General features: G+C 71.1%; 15 protein-coding genes and 1 riboswitch. Of the genes, 7 read left to right on the top strand and 8 right to left on the bottom strand.

The genetic code is table 11. The annotated features are described in order from the left end of the window. From Asi03nite_RS36205 to Asi03nite_RS36195, 3 genes are all read right to left on the bottom strand, one after another. Window positions 1-1,171: methyl-accepting chemotaxis protein (locus Asi03nite_RS36205; RefSeq protein ID WP_203685032.1), on the bottom strand; the 1,171-nt coding region annotated here is incomplete at its 3' end. A gap of 24 nt (window positions 1,172-1,195) precedes the next feature. Next, complete coding sequence (locus Asi03nite_RS36200) at window positions 1,196-2,380, bottom strand: RNA polymerase sigma factor (RefSeq protein ID WP_203685031.1); 1,185 nt, start codon at window positions 2,378-2,380, stop codon at window positions 1,196-1,198. Next, window positions 2,373-2,699 carry a YciI family protein gene (locus Asi03nite_RS36195; protein ID WP_203685030.1) on the bottom strand — a complete coding sequence of 109 codons (327 nt, stop codon included), beginning with the start codon at window positions 2,697-2,699 and terminating at the stop codon, window positions 2,373-2,375. Before Asi03nite_RS36195 ends, Asi03nite_RS36200 begins: the two co-directional genes overlap by 8 nt. A gap of 93 nt (window positions 2,700-2,792) precedes the next feature. Between Asi03nite_RS36195 and Asi03nite_RS36190 the strand changes: the two genes are divergently transcribed. From Asi03nite_RS36190 to Asi03nite_RS36175, 4 genes are all read left to right on the top strand, one after another. Continuing rightward, window positions 2,793-3,668: a hypothetical protein gene (locus Asi03nite_RS36190; protein WP_203685029.1), complete on the top strand. Its 876-nt coding sequence runs from the start codon at window positions 2,793-2,795 to the stop codon at window positions 3,666-3,668. A 145-nt stretch (window positions 3,669-3,813) separates the two neighbouring features. Further along, window positions 3,814-5,274, top strand: coding sequence for an adenosylhomocysteinase (gene ahcY / locus Asi03nite_RS36185; RefSeq protein WP_203685028.1), 1,461 nt, complete (start codon window positions 3,814-3,816; stop codon window positions 5,272-5,274). A gap of 82 nt (window positions 5,275-5,356) precedes the next feature. Continuing rightward, window positions 5,357-5,881, top strand: coding sequence for a DUF4142 domain-containing protein (locus Asi03nite_RS36180; protein ID WP_203685027.1), 525 nt, complete (start codon window positions 5,357-5,359; stop codon window positions 5,879-5,881). Window positions 5,882-5,953: 72 nt separating this feature from the next. Further along, on the top strand, window positions 5,954-7,606 hold the full coding sequence (locus tag Asi03nite_RS36175) for a Na+/H+ antiporter (RefSeq protein ID WP_203685026.1): 1,653 nt from the start codon (window positions 5,954-5,956) through the stop codon (window positions 7,604-7,606). Between the two features lie 39 nt (window positions 7,607-7,645). Here Asi03nite_RS36175 and Asi03nite_RS36170 read toward each other — a convergent pair whose 3' ends face one another. Genes Asi03nite_RS36170 through Asi03nite_RS36160 form a run of 3 tightly spaced genes read right to left on the bottom strand, consistent with a single transcriptional unit; the run spans window position 7,646 to window position 10,718 of the window. Further along, window positions 7,646-9,217, bottom strand: a complete 1,572-nt coding sequence (locus tag Asi03nite_RS36170) for an ABC transporter permease (RefSeq protein ID WP_203685025.1) — start codon at window positions 9,215-9,217, stop codon at window positions 7,646-7,648. After that, window positions 9,214-10,107, bottom strand: a complete 894-nt coding sequence (locus Asi03nite_RS36165) for an ABC transporter ATP-binding protein (RefSeq protein ID WP_203685024.1) — start codon at window positions 10,105-10,107, stop codon at window positions 9,214-9,216. The genes Asi03nite_RS36170 and Asi03nite_RS36165 overlap by 4 nt, the downstream gene beginning before the upstream one ends. Next, window positions 10,104-10,718, bottom strand: a complete 615-nt coding sequence (locus tag Asi03nite_RS36160; protein WP_203685023.1) for a TetR/AcrR family transcriptional regulator — start codon at window positions 10,716-10,718, stop codon at window positions 10,104-10,106. The genes Asi03nite_RS36165 and Asi03nite_RS36160 overlap by 4 nt, the downstream gene beginning before the upstream one ends. A 283-nt stretch (window positions 10,719-11,001) precedes the next feature. On the opposite strand from Asi03nite_RS36160, the gene Asi03nite_RS36155 reads away from it, so the two are divergent. Beyond that, window positions 11,002-12,555, top strand: coding sequence for a hypothetical protein (locus Asi03nite_RS36155; protein ID WP_203685022.1), 1,554 nt, complete (start codon window positions 11,002-11,004; stop codon window positions 12,553-12,555). Between the two features lie 62 nt (window positions 12,556-12,617). Then, entirely contained in the window at window positions 12,618-14,111 is a 1,494-nt protein-coding gene (locus Asi03nite_RS36150; protein ID WP_203685021.1) for a hypothetical protein, read from the top strand. Window positions 14,112-14,264: 153 nt separating this feature from the next. Here Asi03nite_RS36150 and Asi03nite_RS36145 read toward each other — a convergent pair whose 3' ends face one another. Next, window positions 14,265-16,451, bottom strand: coding sequence for a discoidin domain-containing protein (locus Asi03nite_RS36145; protein ID WP_203685020.1), 2,187 nt, complete (start codon window positions 16,449-16,451; stop codon window positions 14,265-14,267). A gap of 610 nt (window positions 16,452-17,061) precedes the next feature. On the opposite strand from Asi03nite_RS36145, the gene Asi03nite_RS36140 reads away from it, so the two are divergent. Then, entirely contained in the window at window positions 17,062-17,565 is a 504-nt protein-coding gene (locus tag Asi03nite_RS36140; RefSeq protein WP_203685019.1) for a metallophosphoesterase family protein, read from the top strand. A 209-nt stretch (window positions 17,566-17,774) separates the two neighbouring features. On the opposite strand, the gene Asi03nite_RS36135 is transcribed toward Asi03nite_RS36140, so the two are convergent. Further along, window positions 17,775-19,199, bottom strand: a complete 1,425-nt coding sequence (locus Asi03nite_RS36135) for a glycine hydroxymethyltransferase (RefSeq protein ID WP_203685018.1) — start codon at window positions 19,197-19,199, stop codon at window positions 17,775-17,777. Window positions 19,200-19,220: 21 nt separating this feature from the next. Beyond that, a riboswitch (ZMP/ZTP riboswitch) is annotated at window positions 19,221-19,311 on the bottom strand. Between the last annotated feature and the right edge of the window lie 49 nt (window positions 19,312-19,360).

Below are 19,360 nucleotides of genomic sequence, written 5' to 3'. Positions count from 1 at the left end.
GGGCCGACTCGATGGTGGCGTTCAACGCGAGCAGGTTGGTCTGCTCGGCGATCGCGGTGATGGTCTTGACCACCTCGCTGATCTCGGCGGACGACTCGCCCAGCTTGGCCATCACCGCGCTGGTGTTCGCGGTGACCTCGACCGCCCGGTTGGCGACCTGGACCGCCTGGGTGGCGCTCTCGCTGATCTCCCGGATCGACACGCCCATCTCCTCGGAGCCGGCCGCCACGGTCTGGATGTTGCGCGACATGGAGGCCGCCGAGTCCGCGACCGTCGCGGCCTGCTCGGCGCCGTGCTCGGCGCTGGTCGCGGACTGCCGGCTGGTCTCGGCGAGCGCGCCGGCCTCGGTGGCCAGCGAGTCGGAGTGCGTGGTCAGGTCCGTGACGGTCTGCCGGAGGGAGGTGGTGGCGGCCCGCAGCGAGTCCGCCATGTGACCGAGCTCGTCGCGCTGGTGCACGTCCGGATCGCCGGTCAGGTCGCCGTCGGCCACCTGGTCCAGCACCCCGCTGACCTTGCGCAGCGGCACGATGATCAGCCGGGAGACGAAGAGCGCGCCGGCCACCCCGAGCAGCACGGCGAGGCCCAGCCCCACCAGCGCCTCGACGCGGGTGCGGTCGGCGGTGGCGTCGAAGCCCGCGCCGGCCTGCAGCTCCTCGTTGGTGGCGTCGATCTCGGCGGTGATCATCGCCTCGTACGCCGTGCGCAGGTCCCGGTTGGCGCCCAGCGCGACCGCCGTCGCCGCCTCGGGACGGCTCGCGAACTGCTCGAACTCGGTGGACACCGCGGTGAACCAGGCGTCGCTGGCGGTCCGGATCCCCTCGATGTCCGCGGCCTGCGCGCCGTCCGCCGCCTTGGCCGCGGTGAGCGCGGTGTCCACGGTGTCCCGGGCGGCGATCGCCGCGTCGCGGAACTTGGTGTCGCCGGAGAGCAGGTAGCCGCGCTCGTCGTTGGCGGCCGCCTTGAGGGCGAGCGCCGCGGCGTTCAGATTCCTGACGTACGGCAGCATCCGGTTGATCTCGGTATCCCGGGTCTGCTTCAGGTCGCCGATGCCGGTCACGCTCAGCACACCGGTGACCACGGTCCCGGCGATCGCCACGCCGGCGACCGCGAGCACCTTGGTCGAGACCTTCCGATCCCGGCACCACTGCCCCAGCCCACGATTTCCGGCCATGTCCGTCCTCTCCTCGGTACCGACTCATTCGGCATCGCCGAGGGCGAGTTGACCCGCGGCGGCCGCCCGTTTCCGCAGCGCACGCCGTTCGGCGTCGGAACCGGCCAGCTCGGCGGCGCGGCGGAACAGCCCGGCGGCGGCCGCCGGGTCGCCGGCCCGGGCGGTGAGGTCGGCCTCGGCGGCCAGCGCCGGGGCGTAGCCGGCGACCGCCTCGCGGACCGTGGCCAGCAGTCCCAGTCCGGCCGCCGGGCCGTGGGCGTAGCCGTGCGCGACCGCCCGGTTCACCTCGACCACCGGGGACGGATGGATCCGGGCGAGCTGGTCGTACCAGGCCGCGATGGTCGGCCAGTCGGTCGCGGCGAAGTCGGTCGCGATCGCGTGGCCGGCGGCGATGTGCGCCTGAACGGCGTACGGTCCGGTCACCGGCCGCCCGGCGAGCAGTCCCACGGCCTCGGCGATCCCCGCGTGGTCCCAGCGCGACCGGTCCTGGGCGTCCAGGGTGACCAGTTCGCCGCCCTCGTCCCGGCGGGCCGCGCGCCGGGAGTGCTGCAGCAGGCAGAGCGCGAGCAACGCGGTGACCTCGGGCTCGTCCGGCATCAGCTGGGCCAGCAGCCGGACCAGCCAGATCGCCTCGTCCGCGCGTTCCGGCGAGCTGTCGTAGCCGTTGGTGAACAGCAGGTACAGCACCGCGAGCACGCCCGGCAGCCGCTCGGTGAGCGCCGGGCCGGACGGCACCCGGTACGGGATCCGGGCCTGCGCGATCTTGGCTTTGGCCCGGGTCAGCCGCTTGGCCATGGCCGGCTCGCCGACCAGGAACAGGCGCGCGATCTGCGCGGTGGGAACCCCGGCGACGGTACGCAGGGTGAGCGCCACCCGCGATTCCATCGCCAGCGCCGGATGGCAGCAGGTGAAGATCAGCCGGAGCCGGTCGTCCCCTTCCGGCTCCGGCCGCGGCTGCTCCAGCGGCGCCAGCTCGCGCAGCCTCCGCTCGGCCACGGCGGCACGCCGGAGCTGGTCCACGGCCCGGTTCCGGGCGACAGTCATCAGCCACCCGCCCGGATTCGCCGGCTCCCCGTCGCGCGGCCACCGCTGCAGCGCCGCCTCGACCGCGTCCATGGCGCAGTCCTCGGCGAGGGTCCAGTCGCCGGTGAGCCGGATCAGCGTGGCGACGATCCGGCCGTAGGCCTCCCGGAAGATCGGCTCACTCATCGTGGAACGGTCGCAGCTCCACCCGGCCGGCCCAGGACATCGGGTGCGCCCGGGCCACCTCGATCGCCTCGTCCAGGTCGGCGCACTCCAGGATGTCGAAGCCCACGATCACCTCCTTGGTCTCGGCGAACGGGCCGTCGGTGAGCAGCAGCTCGCCACCCCGGACCCGGACCGTGGTGGCCGCCGACGGGCTCGCCAGCTGCGAGCCGAGCGCCCGCCGGCCGTTGGCGTCGTTCTCGGCCACCCACGTGTCGATGTCGGGCGCCGCCAGCTCGGTCTCCGGCTCGGTGTCGGTGCAGACGAACATCATGTACTTCATCGGTTCTCCTCCTCGGTCCTCACCACCATGACGAACGGCGATGCCGGTTCAGGACACCGGCGCGCGCTTTCCGGTCACGTAGTCTTCTGGTTCGTGCGCGTGATCTCCCGCCAGGCCGACGCCGGCATCGAAATCTTCGACGAGAACCTGGAGCCGTTGCGGATCCTGCCGGCGCCGCCGGAGGTCGAGGGCTGGGCGGTGAGCTCGACCCGGGACGGGCTGGTCTACGCGACCGGCGGCGCGGTGGTCCGGATCGGCCCGCACGGCGACGAGCTGTGGCGCTTCGATCTGGGGCCGAACGCCGGGAACGCCCGGACCGACGTCACGTTCTCCGCGGACGACGCGCTGGTCTGGGTGTACGCGCCGAACGTGTACGCCGGCCGGGCCGCCCAGGACGAGTGGATCGTGCTGGACGCGGCCACCGGCGCGGTCCGGTCCCGCCGGGCGCTGCCGTCGAGCGGGCACGGTGGCGCCCAGTTCCCGCTGCGCGACGGGCGGATGCTGCTCGACGTCGGCGAGGGTCGGGACGGCTCGCAGATCTACCTGGCCGCGGCGGCCTCGGAGATCCACGACTTCGGCTGGGGCGACCGGGTGCTGATCGACGTCTCCCCCGGGCAGACCCGGTTCCTGACGGTGCACCACGAGCAGGAGGACGTGGCCGTCCACGACTTCCCGGGCGGCGGGGTCCGCTTCCGGCTCACCCCCGCCGATTTCGGATTCGACGAGGACAGCGGCGTCGTCGTGGAATGGTCCGGCGGCTTCCTCGACGACCGCACCGTGGTGGTCGTGCTGACCGCCGAGGACGAGGAAACCGAACAGGAGTGGTGGCGGCACTTCCGGGTCGACGCGGGCACCGGCGAGGTCCTCGGCGACCTGGGCATCGTCACCATCCACGGATACGATCTGCGGCCGCTGGGCGATGGGACATATGTCATCACGGATACCGACGGCACGCTCAGACGCATGTGATCAAGCGACGAACGCGATAAAGTAGCTTCGCTGATCCGAGAGGCGCTGCAACGGACTCTGTGCTTGCGACTGCTCAGCGTCCGCCACGCTCGGAGCGGCGTCGTTGACGTAAGGGCGCCTCCTGAGAGGGAGGAGCCCTCTTTTCATGAGCGACAAACTTCGATCCGTCAACGGTCTCGACTTCGCGATCGCCGACATCAACCTCGCCGAGGCGGGCCGCCACCAGCTGCGGCTCGCCGAGCACGAGATGCCGGGCCTGATGTCGCTGCGCGCCGAGTTCGGTGAGTCCAAGCCGCTGACCGGCGCCCGGATCGCCGGCTCGCTGCACATGACCGTGCAGACCGCGGTGCTGATCGAGACGCTGGTCGCGCTCGGCGCCGAGGTGCGCTGGGTGTCCTGCAACATCTTCTCCACCCAGGACGAGGCGGCCGCCGCGGTCGTCGTCGGCCGCGACGGCACCGTCGACGCCCCCACCGGCGTCCCGGTCTTCGCCTGGAAGGGCGAGTCGCTGGAGGAGTACTGGTGGGCCACCACCCAGCTGTTCGACTTCGGCGGCGGCCGGGGCCCGAACATGATCCTCGACGACGGCGGCGACGCCACCCTGCTGGTGCACAAGGGCGTCGAGTTCGAGGCGGCCGGCGCGGTGCCGCAGGCCACCGAGGCCGACTCGCACGAGTACTCGATCATCCTGGACACCCTGCGCGCCAGCCTGGCGTCGGACCCGCAGCGGTTCACCCGGATCGCGTCCGAGATCCGGGGCGTGACCGAGGAGACCACCACCGGCGTGGCCCGGCTCTACAAGCTGGCCAAGGAGGGCACGCTGCTCTTCCCGGCGATCAACGTCAACGACGCGGTCACCAAGAGCAAGTTCGACAACAAGTACGGCATCCGCCACTCGCTGGTCGACGGCCTGAACCGGGCCACCGACGTCATGCTGGGCGGCAAGCTGGCCCTGGTCTGCGGTTACGGTGACGTCGGCAAGGGCGCGGCGGAGACGCTGCGCGGGCAGGGCGCCCGCGTCGTGGTGACCGAGGTCGACCCGATCTGCGCGCTGCAGGCGGCGATGGACGGCCTGCAGGTCGCCCGGATCGAGGACGTGGTCGGCGAGGCCGACATCTTCGTGACCACCACCGGCGGCACCGACATCATCACTGTCGAGCACCTGTCGGCGATGAAGCACAACGCGATCGTCGGCAACGTCGGCCACTTCGACGACGAGATCGACATGGCCGGCCTGAACAAGGTGCCGGGCATCGAGAAGATCGAGATCAAGCCGCAGGTCCACGAGTGGCGCTTCCCGGACGGCCACTCGGTGATCGTGCTCTCCGAGGGCCGGCTGATGAACCTGGGCAACGCCACCGGCCACCCCAGCTTCGTGATGTCCGCGTCCTTCACCAACCAGGTGATGGCCCAGATCGAGCTCTGGACCAAGCCGGGCGAGTACGAGAAGCAGGTCTTCGTCCTGCCGAAGCACCTGGACGAGAAGGTCGCGCGCCTGCACCTGGACGCGCTCGGCGTGAAGCTGACCACGCTGACCAAGAAGCAGGCGGAGTACCTGGGCGTCGACGTCGAGGGCCCGTACAAGCCGGAGCACTACCGCTACTGAGCTATAACTAGCCGATAGTCCCCCTATGTCGGATTCCCGTGGATAGTCTGCGGGTTCCGACATAGGGGGATTTTCTATGCTCATGCGACGTCTCGTGACAGTCCTCGGCGTGGTCGCCGCACTGGTCGCACCCGCCTCCGTGGCCCAGGCGACGGACCCGACAACCCCGGCGGCCCGGCGCCTCGATCCGGACGCCGCCTTCCTGCGCACCGTCCACCAGGGCAACCTGGCCCAGATCGCGCTCGGCCGGATCGCCGCACGCAAGGGCGGCACCCCGGAGATCCGCCGCCTCGGCGCCCGGTTCGCCGCGGACAGCGCCCGCCTCGACGCCGCGGTGCGCAACGCCGCCGGGTCGATGCGGGTCACGCTGGCCACCGAGCCGAACACCACCGTCCAGCAGAGCGTGCGGACGTACCGGGCAGCCGGCCAGGCCGATTTCGATCAGCTCTTCCTGAGCAGTCAGGCGACGCTGCACGCCAAGGCCGTCCGGCTGATCCGCGCGGAGCTGGCGGACGGCGACGAGCCCACGGTGCGGCGAATCGCCCAGGGCGCGTTGCCGATGGTCAAGCGCCACCGTGCGGCGCTTGCGGTGGCTGCCCGGCGATAGCGTTTCGTGATCTCCCGATCATGTCATCGACCTGCTACAACGGCGTGATCGGGAGTAGCGAAGAATAAGTGGATGAGCCACGAGGAGACCCTTCTTTTCGGTCTGGGGGCCATCGCGATCATCGTGCTGGTCCACTGGATCACCGGGAAGACCGGCCTACCCGCCGCCGTCCTGCTGACCGTCGCCGGAATCGTCTACGCCTTCCTGCCCGGTGACAACTTCGAGATCGACCCGCACCTCATTCTCACGTTCATCGTTCCGCCGCTGCTCTACAACGCGGCGCTGGACTCGTCGTTGATCGACATCCGGCGCAACCTGCGTACGGTGATCAGCCTGTCGGTGGCGCTGGTGATCGCCACGGCGTTCCTGGTCGGCCTGGGGCTGTCGCTTGTGGTCGGCGGCGTCACGCTGGCCGCCGGGATCGCCCTGGGCGCGGCGGTGGCCCCGCCGGACCCGGTCGCCGCGCTGGCCGTGGGCCGCAAGGCCGGGCTGCCGCCCCGGCTGATCACCCTGATCCAGGGCGAGGGCCTGCTCAACGACGCGACCGCGCTGACCATCCTGCTGGTCGCTCAGCAGGTCGCCATCGGCAAGGAGGAGTTCACCTTCACCAACACGGCCGGCCGGTTCGTGCTCATGGCCGCCGGTGGCGTGGTGGTGGGCGTCGCGGTCGCCTACCTGGTCCGCTTCCTGCGGGTGCTGCGGGCCGACCCGCTCAATGCCAACGCGATCTCGCTGATCACCCCGATGGCCGCGTACCTGCTGGCCGAGGGGATCCACGTCTCCGGCGTGCTGGCGGTCGTGGTGGCCGGTCTGATCATCGGGCACGACACCCCGCGGTACGCGACGGGCGCCAGCCGCCTGCAGACCGCCGCGGTCTGGCGGCTCATCGACTTCCTGCTGGAGGGCGCGGTCTTCCTGCTGATCGGCGTCCAGATGCGCAAGGTGCTGGAGGAGCTCAGCGAGTACCGGACCGCCACCATAGTGGTCGCGGTGAGCGTCACGCTCGGCGTGGTGCTGCTGCTGCGCCCGCTCTGGCTGTTCCTCACCCAGCTGCTGCCCCGCTCGCTGCACACCCGCCTGGGCGGCGAGGACGAGGACGAGGGTGAGGACCTGCCGAAGGGCAAGCGTCGGGAGAGGTCGCTCGGCGGCCGCGAGTCGATCGCGCTGAGCTGGGCGGGCACCCGAGGCGTGATCACGCTGGCCGCGGTCTACAGCTTGAACAGCAACTTTCCCAACCGCGGCCTGCTCGCGTTCTGCGCGTTCGCGGTGGTGCTGGTGACCCTGATCGGCCAGGGCCTGACGTTCGCGCCGCTGGTGCGATGGCTGGGCCTGCGCGCCAACCAGACCGACAAGGCGCGGCTGCGCAACGAGGCCCGCTCGGCAGCCGTCCGCGCCGCGCTGAACCGGCTCGACGACATCCAGGGCGAGCAGCACGACAACATCGAGGACGAGGCCATGGAGACCATGCGCAAGCAGCTCCAGATCCGCCTCGACCGCTATCGGCACCGGCTCGACCTGCTGGAACAGGTCGACACCCCGGAGCTGCCGCCGTCCCCGCAGTACGAGGCGGCGCTGATGGTGCGGCAGGCGGTGATCGACGCCGAACGCGAGGAGCTGCTGCGCTGGCGCGACGCGGGCCGGCTGGACGACGAGAACCTGCGGGTGCTCAACCGCGAGCTCGACCACGAGGAGCTGGTACTGCCGAAACGCGGCAAGAGCCATTGACGGATCGGCCGGCGGCGCAAGCCGCCGGCCGATCTCCGGCTAGGCGGGGACGTCGCGGCGGCGCAGGCCGGCCAGCCCGGCCGCGGCCAGGGCGGTGGCGATCAGGATCAGGACGATTTCCGGTACGGCGGTGAAGCTCGCCGCCGGCAGTTGCGGCACATGGGTGAACGGCGACGCGTCGAGCACCCACCGCGGCAGCTCCAGGAGCGGCCCGACCAGCAGCAACAGCAGGCAGACGGCCACCGCGCCCCAGGCCGCGGCGGAGAACCGTGGCAACACGCCGATCAGCAGCACGGCCACCGCGCCCAGCACCCAGACCGCCGGCAGCTGGGCCGTCGAGGCGGCCAGCACCGGGCCCACGTCGCCGAACGTCGCCCCGGCCAGCGCGCCCTCGGCGACCATCGCCACGGCCGGCCCGAGCAGCGCGAACAGCAGGTGGCCGGCGGCCCACGAGGCGCGCCCCACGGCCGCGCTCAGGACCAGCTCGGCGTGCCCGTTCTGCTCCTCGTCCCGGATCCGCAGGGCGGCCTGGATCGCGTAGATCGACACGACCAGCCCGCAGATCCCGGCGGTGGTGGCGAAGTACGCGTCGGTGACCGTCCCGGCGCCACCGAGCTTGTTGAACACGTCGCTCACCGACCTGCTGTCCTCGGCGATCTGGGCCATGCTGGTGCCGACCCCGCCGAAGACCAGGCCGAGCGCGGCGAACCCGGCCACCCAGCCGGCCAGCAGCCCGCGGTGCAGCCGCCAGGCCAGACCGAGCGGCGAGGACAGCCCGGCGCCGGCGCGGGGCGGGCCCGGCCGCGCGGCGAGCAGGCCGGCGGCCAGGTCGCGCCGGGTCAGCAGGTGGCCGCCGACGGCCACGGTCACCACCACGGCCAGCAGCGCCAGCGCCGCCGGGGCCCAGTCGTCCGCCCCGTACGGGCTGATCTTCTGCACCCAGCCCAGCGGCGACAGCCAGGCGAGCCAGTCCAGCCGGCCGTCCCCGACCGCGGAGATGTCCCCGCCCACGCGCAGCACGTAGGACACGCCGAGCACCAGGACGGCGATCATCCGGGCGCCCCGGGCGCCGCTGGTGAGTTGCGCGGCGATCGCGGCCACCCCCGCGAAGAGCCAACCGCTGAGCGTGAACAGCGCGCCGAACGCCACCGAGCCCTCGGCCGGCTCCCCCGCGACGATCATCGAAGCCGTCACGATCAGGCCCAGCACCAGACAGCCCAGCGTCGTGGCGAGCAGGGCGGCGGCCGGCTGGGCCCAGCGGCCGACGACGGTGGCGCGGATCAGGTCGCTGCGCCCGGCCTCCTCCTCGGCCCGGGTGTGCCGGATCACGGTGAGCAGCGCGGCCAGGCCGATCATCACCGGGACGAACCCGGCCCGCCAGACCACCAGCTCGCCGAGGCTGTCCCCGGACAACCGGCCGTAGAGCCCGGCGAAGCCCGCGTTGGACGCGCTGACCCGGGCGTACTCCAGGCGGTCCGCGTCGGTGGCGAACACGCTCTGGAAGCTGGCGAGGTAGACCTGCGGCAACAGGCCGAGCAGGAGCACCCAGAGCGGCAGCACCACCCGGTCGCGACGCAGGATCAGCCGGAGCAGGCTCCCGGTGCCCGTCACCGCTCGCTCCCGGTGTAGTGCCGCAGGAACAGCTCCTCCAGCGACGGCGGCTGGCTGACCAGGCTGCGCACCCCGGCCGTGACCAGCGTCCGCAGCGCCGGCTCCAGCGCGTCGGCGTCCACGTCGAACGCCACCCGCCCGTCGGCGGTGGTCAGGTCGTGCACGCCGGAGATCGTGCCGAGGCCGTCGATCGGGCCGGTCAGCTCGGCGCGGATCGTGGTGCGGGTCAGGTGCCGCAGGTCGTCGAGGGTGCCGGTCTCCACCGAGCGGCCGTCCCGGATGATCGTCAGCCGGTCACAGAGCGCCTCGACCTCGGCGAGGATGTGGCTGGAGAGCAGCACGGTCCGGTCGCCGCGGCTCTTCTCCTGCTGGATCACCTCGCGGAAGACCTCCTCCATCAGCGGGTCCAGCCCCGAGGTGGGCTCGTCCAGAAGCAGCAGCTCGACGTCGGAGGCCAGCGCGGCGATCAGCGCCACCTTCTGCCGGTTGCCCTTCGAGTACGTCCGGCCCTTCTTCCGCGGATCCAGCTGGAACCGCTCGATCAGGTCGTCGCGGCGCCGCGGGTCGAGGCCGCCACGCAGCCGCCCGAGCAGGTCGATCACCTCGCCGCCGGTGAGGGTGGGCCAGAAGGTGACGTCGCCGGGCACGTACGCCAGGCGCTTGTGCAGTCTCGTGGCCTCCGCCCACGGATCGCCGTCGAGCAGACGCACGCTGCCGCCGTCGCGCCGCATCAGCCCCAGCAGGATCCGGATGGCCGTGGTCTTGCCGGCGCCGTTGGGACCGAGGAACCCGTGCACCTCCCCGGTCCGCACCCGCAGGTCGAGCCCGTCCAGGGCGGTGACCTTGCCGAACCGTTTGACCAGCCCCTCCGCCGCGATAGCTTCGGTCATGGCCGCTCCCCTTCGTGGAGTGAGATCCGATCCAGGGCCCGCATGGCCTGGTCGGCCTGTTCCGGGGTGAGCAGTGGCTGCCGGAAGATCTCGATCGACGCCCGCAGGATGCGCAGATATCCCGGCGGCACGCCGACGTCCTCGCCGAGCACCGCGGAGAGCTGGTCGCGCATCAGGAACATGCCCATCTTCATCGCGCCGACCACCGCCACGAACGCCCGCAGGTCGCCGGTCTCCACCTTGAGGTCGCCGAGCAGGTGTTCGCCCTGGTCGACGGCCCGCCGGAACATCTCGGTGCTGCGCGGCGAGCCGTCCATCAGCGCACGGACGAGGTACTGCTGCAGGGGGAGGACGTCGGGCGGGATGGGACCGAGCATCTGACTCCCGACGAACCGGGTCTGCACCTGGGCGATGCGGGCCAGCGCGAACTCGTCGCAGGCGTCGCGCAGCCCCTCCTTGGAGCCGAAGTGGTGCCGCAGCAGGCCCGAGGAGACGCCGGCGGCCTGCGCGATGTCCCGGATGGTGGCGCCGGCGATGCCGCGCTCGGTGAAGAGCGCGATAGCGGCGTCCCGGATCCGGGCGCGGGCGGTCAGGTCGCTGTCACTACTCACATGTATAGGCTACTACACGCACGTGTAGCCCCCATGCCTGTCGATCTCTCAAGGCTGTGGAAAACTCGCCCGATCCTGTGGATAACGCTGTGGAAACCGGCGACTGCGACAAAAAACTTTACGCCCGCTTCCGGGCATGGAGTGCACATCGGACGCACGCGGACGATGCGTCGCCGCTGCTTTCCCTATGCTCCAAGCGCCCTCGACGACATTCGGTACAGCCATCGACTCGCTCGGTACAGCATCGACTCGCTCGGTACAGCCATCGACTCGGAGGACCGCCATGCCAACTCATCCGGCCCGGCGCCTGCTCGCCGTCCTGGCCGCCGCGGGCGCGGCGACCCTGGGCCTGGCGGCTCCGGCGGACGCCGCTCCCGCCAGCAGACTCGACGTGGCCGACGCGCTCGTCGTCAGCGGATTCCGGACCAACGTCCGGCCCAAACTGATCACCACCCAGGACGTCGCGTTCGGCCGGGCCCGGTTGACCGTCGAACTGTCCGGGGATCTGACCGGGGTGCGCCTGGTCCCCGCCGAGGACGGGCCCTGGACCTGCACCAGCACGCCGGCGACCGCCCTGACCTGTGACGCGCGGGAGCCGTTCACCGTCGACCCGCTCGGCTGGATCCCCACCGCGGCCGTGCTGACGGCCGGCGACACGGCGGTGCTCGGCGCGACCGGCGCCGTCAAGGTGACACTCACCGACCCAGGCAAGCAGACGCTCACCGACACCGGCCGGGTGCGCGTGGCCGAGGGCGTCGACCTGCAGGCCGGCATCCCGCCCTACCCGCTGACCGGCCGGCCCGGCGGGCGGGTCGACGTGCCGCTGCAGGTGAGCAGCCCGCGCCGGACGGTGCACGGGGTCGCGCTGGTGGTCGACAAGCCGTACGCGTACGCGGCCGAGCCCTTCGAGCGGTACGAGAACTGCGCCTACGACGACGGCAAGCTGGTGTACTGCGTCTTCGACGACGCGGAGCTGCAGCCCGATGTGCCGTACCGGGTCCGCCTGCCGTTCCGCCTGCGCGGGGACACCTACGCGCCGAACACGGTCATCGTCGACTTCGAGTGGCAGACGCTCACCGACTTCCAGGGCGGCGCCGGGGAGGACGGGCCGAACCAGTTCCCGGCTCTGCGCAGCGGCCCCACCCTGCGGCTGGAGCCCGCGCCCGCCGAGCGCGCCGCCGCGTCCGTCCCGCAGACCGAGGTCAACCGGGACACCAACCTGCAGTCGGTGACCATCGACGTGCTCGGCTCGCAGGGCGCCGACCCGGCCGCGATCGGCGCGAAGGTCTCCGGCGCGGCGGGCAAGGTGGTCCACGCGCGGGTCGGCGTGCGCAACAACGGCCCGGCCGCGCTGAACACCATCCCCGGGCAGCCGGCACGGATCGCCGTCGTCACCATCCCGGAGGGGGCCCAGGTCGCCACCGTCCCGGCCGGCTGCGAACCGGTGACCGGCGGCCGGCTCGCCACGAACCCGAAAGCCGTCCAGTACGCCTGCTCCACCGGCAGCGTGCTGCCCGTCGGCAAACCGGTGACCTGGAACATCGGGCTGCGGATCCGCAGGGTCGTGCCGAACGCCACAGGCGCGGTCGAGGTCGTCCCGGGCCTCCCGGACGACCCGCAGACGGCCGGCAACGACAAGTCCAACGACAAGGCGGCGCTGATCCTCAACCCGGCCGGCGGCACCGGCGGTAGCGGTGGTAGCGGCGGCGGCGAACCCGGCCTGCCGATCACCGGTCCGGCGGCCGGCTCGATCGCCGGCGTCGGCGTGGTCCTCGTGGCGCTCGGTGTGCTGGCCCTGGTGCTGACCCGCCGCCGGCGTACCTCTCTCGACGGCTAGGACGCCCATGGTCCGTGGCGGCCGATGCCGCCGCGTACCGCCACCTCCACCGGAGGAATCGCATGCCACTCCGCTCGGCCCGGCGCCTGCTCGCCGGCCTGGCCGCCGCCGGCGCGGCGAGCTTCGGCCTGGTCGCTCCCGCCTACGCCGCCCCGCCCACCCCCGAGCTTCGCCTCGCCGACACGTTCCTGGGGGTGAACTCGGCGGAGATCCTCGATCCGCGGCTCGTCACCGGGGCCGGCGGCGAGGTGAGCTATCCCGGCGCCACCCTGACGCTCGAGCTGTCCAGCGACCTCACCGGGTTCCGCCTGGAACGGGCCAGCGACCCGTGGTGGGCCTGCGGCAACCCGTCCGGGGTCAAGCTGACCTGCGCCTATCAGCCGGCCAGCGGGCTGATTGTCGGCGCCGACGGGAACCTCCGCCTCGGACCGTGGTTGAAGACCGACGAGACCGCGGTGGCCGGCGCCACCGGCACCCTGCGCGCGACCTTCTCCGCCGGCGGCATCACCCCGGTGACCAGGACCGTCAACGTCGCGGTCGCCGAGGACGTCGATCTGAGGGCCGGTTTCATCCCGGACGTCCGGGTCCGGGCCGGTGACAGTTTCGACGTCCGGGTCCCGGTCACCAACGAGTCCAGGTCCGGCCGCACCGTGCACGGAACAGTGCTGGCCTTCCTGGACCCGCCGTTCGCTGTCGAGACCCCGGAGCGGTTCGCCAACTGCCTCTACTTCGATGACAAGCTGAAGAGCTGCCACTTCGACACCGAGCTCCCGCCCGGAGCGACCTTCGCGGCGGTGGTGCCGTTGCGGCTGCGCCAGGACGTCTTCGCGCCAGGTGGGGAGGCAGCCGGCTTCCGGTGGTGGACTGTCGACGACTTCGGGAAGGGCGGCGACGGTCGTGGCACGGCGGGCACCGGGCCGGTCCTGCGGCTCACCCCGGTGGCCGCCACGCGGTCCATTCCGCAGACCGACACGACTCCGGGCAACACCACGGTCGTGTCGGTGCGGATCCAGGGCACCAACCCCGCCGACCTCGCCGCGGTCGGCGCGACCGTGACCGGCGGAGCCGGTGACGTGGTGACCGCGAGGGTGGGCCTGCACAACAACGGCCCGGCGACACTGGACCGGTTCCCCGACACCGTCGCCGAAGCCACCGTCACCCTGCCGCCGGGCACGGTGATCGCCGACGTCACCAGAGTGCCGAACGGCTGCTCGTCGATGGGTTCCGGAATCCCCGCCAAAGCCACCAGGTGGCACTGCCTGACCGGCGGCTTCCTGCCGGCAGGCAGGACGTTCAGCTGGGAGCTGCCGCTGCGCGTCGTCGAGGTGGTGCCGAACGCGACCGGCTCCATCGTGCTCACCAAGGCGTACTCGAACACCGACAAGAGCAACGACAAGGCCGCGCTCGTCGCCAACCCGTCCGGCGACGAGGGCGGCGGCCTGCCGATCACCGGCCCGCGGACCGGCCCGCTCGCGGCCGGCGGCGCGTCGATCGTCGCGCTCGGTGTGCTCGGTCTGCTCCTGGCCCGTCGCCGGCGCACCCGTTTCGAGGCCTAGCGCCAGGCCGCGCACGCCGCCTCCGCCACATCGAGCGCCGTTGTCCCGGAGTAGACGCCCCGAGCGTCCGCGATGTCGACATGCCGCCGAACCGTGGTCGGAGAAAGGGATCGGGGGCCGCCGACGGCGACCCCCGATCCTCTACTCAGCGGTTCAGTTGAAACTGTTCAGATAGACCGGCACGGTCGCCGTCCCCTGCGCCGCGGCGCCGGTGTTGTTGACCACGTGGTCGATCACGCCGTTGCCACCGAGCGACACGGTGAGCAGGTTGTGCAGCTTGACCCCGGAGTTCACCGGCACCTCGAAGCCGTTGTTGGAGTGGATGCCCGGGTTCACGTTGAAGTAGCAGTAGCTGCCCAGGGCCCACGCCTCGTGACTGGTCACCGAGTCGGCCACCTTGTACGCGGCGTAGCCGTTGGCGCCGGTCCGCCACGCCGCCTGCGTCGGCGGGTCGTACGGCTGCTCGTTCTGCAGGAAGTAGGTCCGTCCGCCGTTGCCGTTCCAGATGACCTCGTACTTCTGGTAGTGCTCGACGAACAGGCCGTACGCGGTCACGTTCTGACCGTTCACGATCAGGCCGCTGTCCGCGGTGTTGACGGTCCAGCCGTAGGTGCCGGCGTTGCCGTGGTCGGCGCGCCACGCCCAGATGTGGTCGATGATCGTGTTGTTGCTGTTCACCAGCAGGCTGTTGGTGGCCTTTCCGGCGATCGAGCCGCCGATCCGGAAGAACACGTCCTGGACCGTGGTCGGGTTCGCCGCGTGGTTGGCCGACGCGCCGTTGGGGCCGATCACCAGCAGGTTCGCCGAGTTGGTGGTGCCCGCGTCGAAGAGCAGGCCGGCGATCTTCACACCGTCCACGTCGGCCACCTGCATCGGGGTGACGCCGTTGTCCGGGATGATCGTCGCGTAGCCGAGGCCCATCACCACGGTGTTCGCCCGGGTCACGTTGATCGTCTGGTTCACGTGGTAGACACCCGGCTGGAAGATCAGGTTCAGGCCCTGCGCGAGCGCCTGATTGATCGTCGCCGCGCTGTCGCCCGGCTTGGCCACGTAGAACTGGCTCAGCGGGATGCCGGTGCCCGGAGTGTTGCCGTTCGCCCAGGTCACACCGGACGAGTTGGTCTGCAGGCTGGGCACGAAGACGGCGTAGTTGCCGCCGTTGAGGTACAGGTAGGGCTTCTCCCGGATCACCGGGGTCTGCGCGATCGTGGTGTACGGCGGGTTCGGGAAGCTGCTCGCCGGAGCGCCCTGCACACCGACGAACGTCTGGTTCCAGACGGCGTTGGTGTTCGAGCCGATCTGGCTGTTCCGGGTGAACCACTGCTGCTGCGAGTACTGCCCCTCGGAGCCGCTGATCCGCGAGTCGGCGATGTAGCCGCCGGACGCCCAGCCGTAGCCGTTCGGCGCGAGGTTCAGGTCACCGTGCACGTCCATCCGGCGGAACGGCGCGGCCTGCGAAACCGCCCAGCGGTCGGCGCCGGACACCGGGTAGAGCGAGATGTTCTCGACCGACCGCCAGAAGTTCTGGGTGGCGTTGCCCTGGAACCAGCCGGCGTCCACGGTGATGTCCCCGTTGATCCGCACATCCTGCGGGTTCTGGCCGAGACCGATCACCGAGGTGTTGAACCCGACCTGGATGTTCAGGCCGTTGTAGGTGCCCGGCTTGAACGCGATCAGGTTGCGCTGGGTGCCGAACTGGTTCGTCTCCTGCTGCTTGAAGATCGCGTCGGCCTGGGCCTGGATCGTCGCGCTGGACATGCTCGGGTCGAAGACGGTGACCTGGGCTCCGAGGCTTCCGCCGCCGGGCAGGTTCGGGCCGCTCGGGGGCGGCGTGGTGGGGTTGCCGCCGCCGGTGGAGCCGAAGACCTTGAACTCCCACAGCGAGTAGCCGTAGCCGGTGGTCCGCTGGGTGCCGTACATCCGGACGTACCGGCCCGAGCCGTTCACGGTCAGGTTCTGGTCGCCACCGGTCGACGTCGTGGTCGAGTAGATCGACGTCCAGCTGGAGGCGTTGTCCGAGACCTGGATCTGGAACGCCTTGGCGGCCGCGGTCTCCCAGCTCAGCTCGACCCGGCTGATGGTGCTGGTGGCGCCCAGGTCGACCTGCAGCCACTGCGGGTCGGAGAAGGCGGACGCCCAGCGGGTGCCGGTGTTGCCGTCGACGGCTTCCGAGGCTTGGTAGGCGCCGGCCGCCTCGGTGGACGACGCGGTCGCGGGCTTGCCCTGCGACAGCAGCGTCTCGGCGGCCGAGGCGCCGGTCATGGTGATCGCGGCATAACCGGCGACGACAGCGGCCGTGAGGCCGACTATCGCGCCGCTCCGCCAGCGGGAGCGACTCATAAGGGTCTCCTAGTGGGACGGGAGGAGGACTAGGACGTGGCAGTGGGAGAGCGCTCACCCAAGTGCCACGACGCTAAGAGTCGTTACATATCGATGTCCAGGATGTTGCGAGGTTCCGGAACCGGTACCGGCGAGACCGCACCATCCGCGCCGGATTTTTGCGCCGCCTGGTTTCCGCAGCTCACAGCAACGTGGCAGCCGGTCTGACGTGTTTCACCAGAACCGATAACACGTCATCCGAAACCGGTTCCGCCGACGTCAGCGACAACTCGCATATGACTCCAACAATGACAATCACCTCACCAGGGCCGTGCTCTGCCTCCCGCGGCCGGACACACCCGTCAGTGGCAGCCCGCCGCACCCAGAGGTCCGTCCCGCGGCCGGACACACCGGTCACTGCCAGCCCGCCGCACCCGGAGATCCGTCACACGGCCGGACACACCCTCACCGCCGACCCGCCGCTGTCGACCGGCGGCCAGAGGTCCGTCACGCGGCCGCAGAGACCTCTGGCTGCCAGCTCGGCGGTGCCTGCTGACCTTCGCGGGGGTGCCTTGCGGTGGCGAGGCGTACCGGGAGGGGTGGGCTGACGGGATCGGGGAAGTATGAGGTCGTGCGACTGGTGCTGATCAGTGACACCCATCTGCCGAAGCGCGCCCGTGATCTGCCGGCCCCGGTGTGGGCGGCCGTCGAGCAGGCGGACGTGGTGCTGCACGCCGGGGACTGGGTGGAGGCCGGGCTGCTCGACTCGCTGGCCGAGCGCTCGGCGCGGCTGATCGGCTGTCACGGGAACAACGATTTCGGCGCGCTCCGCGAGCAGCTGCCCGAGGTCGCCCGGGTCGAGCTGGAGGGGGTGCGGTTCGCGGTGGTGCACGAAACCGGGCCGGCGAGCGGCCGGGAGAAACGCTGCGCGGAGCGGTTCCCGGACGTGGACGTGCTGGTGTTCGGCCATTCGCACATCCCGTGGGACAGCACCGCGGCGAACGGGCTGCGCCTGCTCAACCCCGGGTCGCCCACCGACCGCCGCCGGCAGCCGTACGCCACCTACATGACCGCCGAGGTCGCCGCCGGCGAGTTGGGCGAGGTGACCCTGCACAGACTGCCGCCCCGTAGATGAAGAACCCACCGGGCGGCGTCTCGAACCGGGTGGCCGTCGCGGTGCCGAACGACCACCCGGAATGGAACACGAGACCAGGCCACCGGCGACCGCCGGGGAAGCACCCGGCCAGGCGCATTGGCGGCGGCCCGGGAAGCACCAGGCCAGGCGGACCGGCGCGGCTCGGGGAACGCCAGACCCGGGGTGGCCGACAGCCACCCCGGGGACGGTCAGGCGAGGCTGACCGACGGGTAGAGCGGGAACGGGGCGAGCAGCTCCGAGGCCTGCTTCGACACGCGGTCGGACAGGCCGGCGTCGAGGGTGAACTTGGCCTTCGACGTGGCGTCCGGCGTGGTGCCGGCCAGTACGGTGTGGATCAGCTCGGCGATCTGGTCCATCTCGGCGACGCCGAGGCCGCGAGAGGTGAGGGCCGGGGTGCCGATCCGGATGCCGGAGGTGTACCAGGCGCCGTTCGGGTCGGACGGGATCGCGTTGCGGTTAGTCACGATGCCGCTGTCCAGCAGGGCCTGCTCGGCCTGGCGGCCGGTCAGCCCGAACGGGTGCACGTCGATCAGGACCAGGTGGTTGTCGGTGCCGCCGGAGACCAGCTGGACGCCGCGCCTGGACAGACCCTCGGCGAGCGCCTGGCTGTTGTTGACGATCTGCCGGGCGTACGTCGCGAACTCGGGCCGGCGGGCCTCGGCGAACGCGATCGCCTTGGCGGCCATCACGTGCGGCAGCGGGCCGCCGAGCACCATCGGGCAACCGCGGTCGACCTGCGACGACAGCTCCGGCTGGCAGAACACCGCGCCACCGCGCGGACCGCGCAGGCTCTTGTGGGTGGTGGTGGTGACGATGTGCGCGTGCGGGATCGGGTTGAAGTCCCCGGTGAACACGCCGCCGGCGACCAGACCGGCGAAGTGCGCCATGTCCACCATGAAGGTGGCGCCGACCTCGTCGGCGATCTCCCGCATCTTCGCGAAGTTCACCTTGCGGGGGTACGCCGAATACCCGCCGACGATCACGGCCGGCTTGAACTCCCTGGCCGTCTCTCGCAGCGCCGCGTAGTCGATCTGACCGGTCGCCGGGTCGACGCCGTAGCTGCGCTGATCGAACATCTTGCCGGAGATGTTCGGCCGGAAACCGTGGGTCAGGTGGCCGCCGGCGTCCAGCGACATGCCGAGCAGCCGCTGGTTGCCGAACGCCTGCCGCAGCTCGGCCCACTCGGCGTCGGTCAGGTCGTTGATCTGCCGCTTCTCGAACCTCTTCAGGTACGGCACCTCGACCCGGTCGGCAAGGATCGCCCAGTACGCCACCAGGTTGGCGTCGATGCCGGAGTGCGGCTGAACATACGCGTACGGAGCGTCGAAGAGTGCTTTGGCGTGCTCCACCGCTACCGACTCGACGGTGTCCACGTTCTGGCAGCCGGCGTAGAAGCGGCGGCCGATGGTGCCCTCAGCGTACTTGTCGGAGAGCCAGTTACCCATGGCGAGCAGGACGGCCGGAGAAGCGTAGTTCTCACTCGCGATCAGCTTCAGTGACTCGCGCTGGTCGGTCAGCTCCTTCGCGATCGCGTCGGCGATGCGCGGCTCGACGGACCGGACCACCTCGAGGGCGGAGCGGAAAGCGATCGATTCGGCGTTGAGCTCAGTCATGAGGACCTCCCTATCAGATAGTGAAGAGGCCCAGGCGCACGGCATGTCGTCGTCTCGACGAGGCCGCTCCCCGATGGTCAACCATCCGAACGCGCCAGTCACGGCCCGCCGCCCAGCATACCGGGGATCTCGCACCGGGCAAAAAGAAAGGCCCATCCCGT

Origin of the sequence: Actinoplanes siamensis (genome assembly GCF_016862395.1) — a bacterium.
Classification (GTDB): Bacteria; Actinomycetota; Actinomycetes; order Mycobacteriales; family Micromonosporaceae; genus Actinoplanes; species Actinoplanes siamensis.
This window is presented reverse-complemented; position numbering and strand designations above follow the sequence as displayed.

What these genes read in the sequence shown, in the direction of transcription:
- Asi03nite_RS36200 (WP_203685031.1), bottom strand. Translation starts at nt 2,380, where the DNA reads ATGAGTGAGCCGATCTTCCGGGAGGCCTACGGCCGGATCGTCGCCACG.
- Asi03nite_RS36195 (WP_203685030.1), bottom strand. Translation starts at nt 2,699, where the DNA reads ATGAAGTACATGATGTTCGTCTGCACCGACACCGAGCCGGAGACCGAG.
- ahcY (WP_203685028.1), top strand. Translation starts at nt 3,814, where the DNA reads ATGAGCGACAAACTTCGATCCGTCAACGGTCTCGACTTCGCGATCGCC.
- Asi03nite_RS36180 (WP_203685027.1), top strand. Translation starts at nt 5,357, where the DNA reads ATGCGACGTCTCGTGACAGTCCTCGGCGTGGTCGCCGCACTGGTCGCA.
- Asi03nite_RS36175 (WP_203685026.1), top strand. Translation starts at nt 5,954, where the DNA reads ATGAGCCACGAGGAGACCCTTCTTTTCGGTCTGGGGGCCATCGCGATC.
- Asi03nite_RS36165 (WP_203685024.1), bottom strand. Translation starts at nt 10,107, where the DNA reads ATGACCGAAGCTATCGCGGCGGAGGGGCTGGTCAAACGGTTCGGCAAG.
- Asi03nite_RS36155 (WP_203685022.1), top strand. Translation starts at nt 11,002, where the DNA reads ATGCCAACTCATCCGGCCCGGCGCCTGCTCGCCGTCCTGGCCGCCGCG.
- Asi03nite_RS36150 (WP_203685021.1), top strand. Translation starts at nt 12,618, where the DNA reads ATGCCACTCCGCTCGGCCCGGCGCCTGCTCGCCGGCCTGGCCGCCGCC.
- Asi03nite_RS36145 (WP_203685020.1), bottom strand. Translation starts at nt 16,451, where the DNA reads ATGAGTCGCTCCCGCTGGCGGAGCGGCGCGATAGTCGGCCTCACGGCC.
- Asi03nite_RS36135 (WP_203685018.1), bottom strand. Translation starts at nt 19,199, where the DNA reads ATGACTGAGCTCAACGCCGAATCGATCGCTTTCCGCTCCGCCCTCGAG.